Annotated in this window: 7 protein-coding genes; 2 read left to right on the forward strand and 5 right to left on the reverse strand. The window is 71.2% G+C overall.

Annotated elements, in window-relative coordinates; all coding sequences use genetic code 11:
- Positions 1-68 precede the first annotated feature (68 nt).
- The gene (locus tag E1287_RS40935; protein WP_131971154.1) at positions 69-926 is read left to right on the forward strand and encodes an NUDIX domain-containing protein; all 858 of its coding nucleotides are present in this window, start codon (positions 69-71) and stop codon (positions 924-926) included.
- Here the strand turns inward: E1287_RS40935 and E1287_RS40940 are convergent.
- From E1287_RS40940 to E1287_RS40950, 3 genes are all read right to left on the reverse strand, one after another.
- Positions 923-1,309, reverse strand: a complete 387-nt coding sequence (locus tag E1287_RS40940; protein WP_131971156.1) for an ACT domain-containing protein — start codon at positions 1,307-1,309, stop codon at positions 923-925. The two genes, E1287_RS40935 and E1287_RS40940, sit on opposite strands and share 4 nt — an antisense overlap.
- A 9-nt stretch (positions 1,310-1,318) precedes the next feature.
- Positions 1,319-3,571, reverse strand: coding sequence for a 1,4-alpha-glucan branching protein GlgB (glgB, locus tag E1287_RS40945; RefSeq protein WP_131971158.1), 2,253 nt, complete (start codon positions 3,569-3,571; stop codon positions 1,319-1,321).
- A gap of 331 nt (positions 3,572-3,902) precedes the next feature.
- Positions 3,903-4,121 (reverse strand): hypothetical protein, encoded by a 219-nt coding sequence (locus tag E1287_RS40950; protein WP_131971160.1) that lies wholly within the window; start codon positions 4,119-4,121, stop codon positions 3,903-3,905.
- 202 nt (positions 4,122-4,323) lie between these two features.
- On the opposite strand from E1287_RS40950, the gene E1287_RS40955 reads away from it, so the two are divergent.
- On the forward strand, positions 4,324-5,091 hold the full coding sequence (locus E1287_RS40955) for a GntR family transcriptional regulator (protein WP_243719790.1): 768 nt from the start codon (positions 4,324-4,326) through the stop codon (positions 5,089-5,091).
- Between the two features lie 52 nt (positions 5,092-5,143).
- Here the strand turns inward: E1287_RS40955 and E1287_RS40960 are convergent, their stop codons facing one another.
- Positions 5,144-6,589, reverse strand: a complete 1,446-nt coding sequence (locus E1287_RS40960) for a phosphotransferase (RefSeq protein WP_131971162.1) — start codon at positions 6,587-6,589, stop codon at positions 5,144-5,146.
- A gap of 7 nt (positions 6,590-6,596) precedes the next feature.
- Positions 6,597-6,970, reverse strand: a 374-nt coding sequence (locus E1287_RS40965) for an alpha-glucosidase C-terminal domain-containing protein (RefSeq protein WP_207934769.1), incomplete at its 5' end; no start/stop codon positions are given.

A 6,970-nucleotide genomic window follows, 5' to 3' on the forward strand; every position in this document is an offset into this window, starting at 1 on the left:
CGCTGAGCGGGGGAGGTGCCGACGACGCATCGACCGTACCGGGATCGGGCAGCGGATATCGTCGTCACATGGGAGACGGCGACGGCTGGGCCGGCTGCGACCTCGGTCACACGCACTGGGGACGCTTCGGCGCGGCCGGACTGCTCGCCTACCATCGCGACGCCGACGGCCAGCTGTGGATCCTGTTGCAGCAGCGCGCGTGGTGGGGGCTCGGTGGCGGGACGTGGGGCATGTTCGGCGGCGCGCTGCACAGCCATGAGGACGCCGTGACCGGCGCCCTGCGGGAGACGTCCGAGGAGTGCACGCTCGACGTCGGGACCGTGACGGTGCACGGTACGAGCGTCGAAGACCACGGCGGTTGGTCGTTCACGTCCGTGATGGGTTCGCTGACCGAGCACGTTCCCGTCGAGCCCGCGTCGAGGGAGACGCGCCGTGCTGAATGGGTGCGCGCAGAGGAAGTCACCGACCGGAAACTGTTCGCACCGTTCGCGCGGTCGTGGCCGCGGTTGCAGGACGCGATGAAGGGTCTCGTCCTCATCGTGGACGCGGCGAACGTCGTGGGCGCCCGCGCCGACGGCTGGTGGAAGGACCGGGCGGGCGCGAACGCCAGGCTCCGCGACGACCTGAAAGCCCTCGACGCCGGTGTGCGGGGCGTCCCGGACGGGGTCGTCCCGTTCGACCGCTGCTTCCCGGAGATCGTCCTGGTGGTCGAGGGTGCGGCGAGGGGTGTCGCCGACGCACCGGCCAACGGGGTGAAGGTCGTGGCGGCTCCGGGCAGCGGCGACGACCGGATCGTGGAGCTCGTGCGGGAGGCGGGGCCCGACACCGTCCAGCTGGTGGTGACGGCCGACCGGGAGCTGAAGGCCCGGTGCCGGGCCGCCGGAGCCGCCGTCACCGGCCCCCGCTGGCTCCTCGAACGCCTCTAGCCTGCGGGCAGGGTTCCGGCTGAGTTCTCCACGCGGTGGCCGGCGTCGCGGAGCGCCGTGATCGCGTCCTTGAGGCGGTGCTCGGGGACGAGGACGAGATCGGCGTGGAAGGTGGACGCGACGAAAACCGATATTCCGGCAGCGGCGAGTGGGCCGACGATCGCGGCGAGCATTCCAGGTGTCTCCAGCCCGTGGCTCGCGTCGCCGTAGAAGCCGATCCAGCGTTCCGCCTCCGCGAAGGGGGACGCGTCCCTGACCACGGTGAGTCCCTCGGGGGCGCGTACTAGGGCGATCCACTCGTCGTCATCGGGGAACGTCGCGTTCGGAAGGTGCTCCACCATGAACTGTGACGGGACGATGTGCAGACGCTGCGCGGTGGTCATTCCGCCACTTTATTCAGGGACGAGCCACACCGCTCCCAGAGGCGGAACGCGCAGGACCGTGGACGCGGGCAGGCCGTGCCAGGGTTCGGCGGTCGCCTCGACGCGTCCGAGGTTGCCGACGCCGCTGCCTCCGTAGTCGAAGGAGTCGGTGTTGACGATTTCGCGCCAGCTGCCTTCGCGCGGCAGCCCGAGCCGGTAGTCCTCGTGCGGGTTGCCTGCGAAATTGACGACGCACGCCAGGACGGGCGGATCGCCGCCCTGGGCCGCATCCTGGGAACCGGCCTTGGACGTCCCGTAGCGGAGGTAGGAGAGGGTGTTGCCGCCGGCGTCGTTGCCGTCGATCCAGCGGAAGCCTTCGTGGTCGCTGTCGCGCGTCCACAGTGCGGGCTCGTCCTTGTAGGCGCGGTTCAGGTCGCGGACGAGTTTCTGCATGCCCAGGTGGTGGGCGCCTTCGGCGGCGTTCTCCAGCAGCCACCAGTCGAGCGGGCGCTCCTCGGCCCATTCGGCGCCCTGCCCGAACTCCTGCCCCATGAACAGCAGCTGCTTGCCGGGATGCGACCACATGTAGGCGAGCAGGGCGCGGAGCCCGGCGAACTGCTGCCACGCGTCGCCCGGCATCTTGCTCAGCAGCGACCCCTTGCCGTGGACGACCTCGTCGTGCGAAAGCGGCAGCACGTAGTTCTCCGAGAACGCGTACACCAGCGAGAACGTGATCTCGTTGTGGTGGTAGTGCCGGAACACGGGCTCGTGGCGGAGGTATTCGAGCGTGTCGTGCATCCAGCCCATGTTCCACTTGAACCCGAACCCGAGCCCGCCGAGATGCGTGGGACGCGACACGCCAGGCCACGCCGTCGATTCCTCGGCGACCGTCATGACGCCCGGGTTGCGCTTGTAGACCGTCGCGTTCATCTCCTGGAGGAACGAGATGGCCTCCAGGTTCTCGCGGCCGCCGTAGATGTTGGGCGTCCACTCGCCTTCCTTGCGCGAGTAGTCGAGGTACAGCATCGAGGCGACGGCGTCCACGCGCAGCCCGTCGATGTGGAATTCCTCTAGCCAGTACGACGCGTTCGCCACCAGGAAGTTGCGGACTTCTGCGCGTCCGTAGTTGAACACGAGCGTCCCCCAGTCGGGGTGCTCGCCGCGCGTCGGATCGTCGTGCTCGTACAGGGCGGTGCCATCGAAACGGGCCAGCGCCCACTCGTCCTTGGGGAAATGGGCCGGGACCCAGTCGATGAGGACGCCGATACCGGCCTGGTGCAGGCGGTCGACCAGGTGGCGGAAGTCGTCCGGGGAGCCGAACCGTGCGGTCGGCGCGTAGTAGGACGTGACCTGGTAGCCCCAGGACGGTCCGTACGGGTGCTCGGCGACCGGCAACAGCTCCACGTGCGTGAAACCCATGTCGCGCACGTACGAGGTCAGTTCGTCGGCGAGCTCCTTATAGCCCAGCCCTGGACGCCACGAACCGAGATGCACCTCGTACACGCTGATGGGTTCGTGGAGCCAGTCGCGGTCTTTGCGGCCGTCCATCCATTCGCCGTCGCCCCACTCATAGGACGACGTGTAGACCCGCGACGCCGTCGCGGGAGGACGTTCCGTGCACCGAGCCATAGGGTCGGCCTTGGTGCGCAGGACGCCGTCCGCGCCGAGGATCTCGAACTTGTAGCACGTGCCGTCGCCGACGCCGGGGACGAACAGCTCCCAGACCCCGGTGGAGCCGAGCGAGCGCATCGGGTGCCCGCGCCCGTCCCAGTGGTTGAAGTCGCCGACGACGCGCACGCCGCGCGCCGTCGGCGCCCACACCGCGAACGCCGTCCCCGTGACCGTGCCGAACGCCGAGGCGTAGCCGCGGACCTGCGCGCCGAGCGCGCGCCACAGCTCCTCGTGCCGTCCCTCGGCGATCAGGTGCAGGTCGAGCTCGCCGAGCGTCGGGAGGTGGCGGTAGGGGTCGTCCTGGATCGTCTCGCCGCCGCCCGCGTAGGTGACGGCGAGCCGGTAGTCGGGGACGGCGAGCGGCGCCGCGCCGTCGTCGTCCCCCGACAGCGACGCGCCTGCGGGCAGCGTCCCGGTGAAGAGTCCCTGGTGGAAGTGGCGGAGCGGATGCCGGTCGCCGTTCGGCAGGACGACCTCGACGCGCTCGGCCAGCGGCCGCAGCGCCCGGACCGTCACGCCGTCCCGGCCCGGATGCGCGCCGAGCACGCCGTGCGGATCGTGGTGGTCGCCGCCGACGAGCCGGTCGATCTCCGCGCGCGTGACCCGTGCCATGCAAGAGAGGTGCCCCGAGAATCGCCGATCTCACGTCCCTGGGGAACCTGTTTCCGGGAGCTTGAGAGTTTCCCGGTCAGGAGGGTCCGGCCCGGAGGCCGGACGCGTGTTGCGACCGCACGGACGGCGCGACTCTTTGTCGAGGGGGTCGCGCCGATTAGCGCCGCCCGTGCGGCCACGTCTACCTGGCCCCAGCGGTGACATCGACCCCGCCACCGTGGAATCCACTCCTGTGTCACCTCAGCGCCACAGGTACCTGCCGTACCGGAACGTCCCGGCCCGGTCCGCCCCCGCACGCGGACCGGGCCGCACCGTTCCCCATGACGTCGCGTCACCTCTCCCCGCGCTCCTCGCGCGTCTGGTCGACCAGCAGCCGGCGGAGGCCCGCCGGGTCGTCGGCGGCCACCGTCATCGCGTATCCCGCCTGTAGCTGGGCATCGGTGAGATCGCCGCTGCGGGTCGCGTACCAGCGTCCCGCGTCGCTGCGCCACACCTGCCAGCCCGGAAACTCCTCCTCGATGGCCGCCTTCAGATCATCGAAGTCGCCCATCAAGGTCGTCCTTTCCCCGAGGCCGCTCTTCTGTATACAAAAGTCTTACTCGGGCCGAGAGGTGTCAAGCTGTCCGTAAGCGGACCGTGCCCCCGCGGATAGCGCATGGAAGGTATGGATCAAAGGGAGGGCGGAGCAGGATCGAACGCCGCGTCGAACGCCTACTCGAACGGCCGGAAGGCGCGCCCGGAAGGAAGGGGAGGTGACGCCGGTGCCGGACCGTCCCGCCTACCTGCGCATCGCCGACACGCTGCGAGAGGGGATCCGGGACGGCAGCCTTCCGCCAGGGACGCGGCTGCCGACCATCGCCGACCTGTGCGAGGCGCACGGCGTTTCGGAAATCGTCGTGCGGCAGGCCGTCGCCCTGCTGCGCGGGGAGGGGCTGGTCGAGACGCGCCGCGGCGGCGGCACGCTCGTCCGGGTCGTCCCGCCCGCGCGCCGGGTGGCGATGGACCGCTACCGCGCCGTGACCAGGCCGCTGGCGGTCCCGGAGACCACGTTCACCCGCGACCAGAAGATCACCTGGGAGGAGTACCGGCTCGACCGGATGTTCACCCGCGTCCGGGCGGACGACGAGCTCGGCGCGCTGTTCGAGCTGCCGTCCGGGACCGAGCTGCTCCGCCGCCGGTTCGTCTTCTACTCGCGCGGCGAGCCGCAGCAGATCTCCGTCAACTACCTGCCGTGGGACATCGTCGGCGACACGCCCGTGTCCGACCCGGCCCGCGAGCCGTGGCCCGGCGGGACGCTGGCGCAGCTCGCGTATCTCGGGCGCCCGCCGACCCGCGTCGAGGAGGCCGTCCGTTCTCGCATGCCGACCCCCGAAGAGGCCGAGACGCTCCGCATGACCCGCGGCGTGCCCGTCCTCGCGATCACGCGGCGGCTGCTGTCGCGCGACGACGTGATGGAGGTCTGCCGCGACATCGTGCTCCCCGCCGACCGCGTCGTCCTCGACTACTCCATCGACCTCTGACCGCGCTCGCGTCCGCGTGACCGATCGCCTTCGCGTGGCCGCTCGCGGTCGCTCAGCCGGTGAGGTGGGCGAGGGACTTGAGCGGGACGGGCAGCCACGCCGGACGGTTCCGCGCCTCGTACCGGATCTCGTAGACCGCCTTGTCGAACTCGAACGCCCGCACGAGCGCCGCGTGCGCGGCCGGGTCGTGCCCGCCCGCCGCGGCGTACCCGTCGCAGAACGCCTTCCGGTTGCGTTCCGCCCATGCCCGGGCGCGCAGCTCCAGCGCGTCGGCCGTGTCCGGCGGCAGGTCGCCGTTCCGCGCGATCAGGAACCGCGCCGCGTACTCGAAGGAGCGCAGCATTCCGGCGACGTCCCGCAGCGGATGCGCGGGGGCGCGGCGCTCGGCGGGGGTGCGGGCGGGCTCGCCCTCGAAGTCCAGCAGCACCCAGCCGGTGTCGGTGCGCAGGACCTGGCCGAGGTGGTAGTCGCCGTGGACGCGCTGGACGGGCAGCGCCGCCGCGCCGGCCGCGAGCTCGTCGAACGCCGCGCGGAGCGCGTGGGCGTGCGGGCGGATCTCCGGGACGGCGGCGCTGACCTGGTCGAGCTGCTCGTTCATCGCGTAGACGGTGTCCCGCACCCGGGACGGCGGCGCCTGCGCCACGCCGAACGCGGCGGCGAGATCGCGGTGGACCTCGGCGGTCGCGGCGCCGAGCCGCTCCGCCTCGGCCGCGAAGTCGCCGCCGGCGGCGCCCGCGTCGCTCGCCTCGAGGGGCCCGGACGGCGCCCCGGCCGGCGGGCCGGGCGGCGTGGGCTGCGCCAGCCAGTCGCGGACGCTCGTCAGCGCGAGCTGCCAGCCGTCGGTGGCGCTGCGCAGGTACTCCGAGAGGAGCGCGAGGGTGGTCGGTTCGTTCCCGGCGCCGTCCGTCCCGGGTTCCAGCTCGATCCAGCCGTGGACGGCCGGGACGTGCCCGGAGCCTTCTTGGGAGAGCGCCAGGTTGACTTCCAGGTCCGGGTTGACGCCGTGGGAGAGGCGGCGGAAGAGCTTGAGGATGTGGACGTCGCCGAAGATCAGCGAGGTGTTGCTCTGCTCGGCCGCGCTGGGCACGCCGTCCAGGTCCGTGCGGAGTTCGGCGCCGGGCGCGCGGCGGAACCGCAGCGGCCCGACCGTCGTCGCGTTCGCCATGTGCGCGAGCAGCGGACCGGTCAGTTCCGGGTCGTGGACGGCGTCGTACACATGCCCTTCGATCCCCTGCTCGCCGGACAGCCGTCCGATCTCGACGGGCCGCAGCGGGTCGGGCAGCTCGCGCCGGACGCCGAGGAGCACCTGGTAGCGATCGGTCGTGCCGTTCTGGCGGACGTCCAGGATGAGGTGGTGCAGGCCGGGGTCGCCGGTGCGGAGTTCGGTGGCGGTGCCGATGGACAGGTCGTCGATGGGGCCGTCCTTGCCGCCGAACCATCGCTGCCCGGGCAGCCAGCCGGCCAGGAGCCGGACGAGGGAATGGTCGAGCGGCGGCACGGCTACCTCACTTCTTGTCCTGGTCGTGCTCTGCGGGCGGCGGCAGCAGGAACCAGTAGAAGCCGTGCCCGGGAAGCGTGAGCAGATACGGCAGTTCGCCGATGGCCGGGAATTGGACGCCGCCCATGCACTCGATCGGGGTGGATTCCCGGAACCGGCGCAGATCGAGCTCGACGGGCTGCGGGAAACGGGAGAGGTTGTTCACGCAGAGGACCGTGTCCATGCCGCCCCATTGATTGGCGTCCCCGCCGTTTATCTCGCGGGTGAAGGCGAGGACGGAGGGGTTGGAGGCGGAGAGTTCGACGTAGGAGCCGACGCCGAAGACGGGGTGGCGTTGGCGGATTTCGATCATTTTGCGGGTCCAGTGGAGGAGGGATCCGG

The organism is Actinomadura sp. KC06 (genome assembly GCF_004348735.1).
In the GTDB taxonomy this organism is placed as follows: domain Bacteria; phylum Actinomycetota; class Actinomycetes; order Streptosporangiales; family Streptosporangiaceae; genus Spirillospora.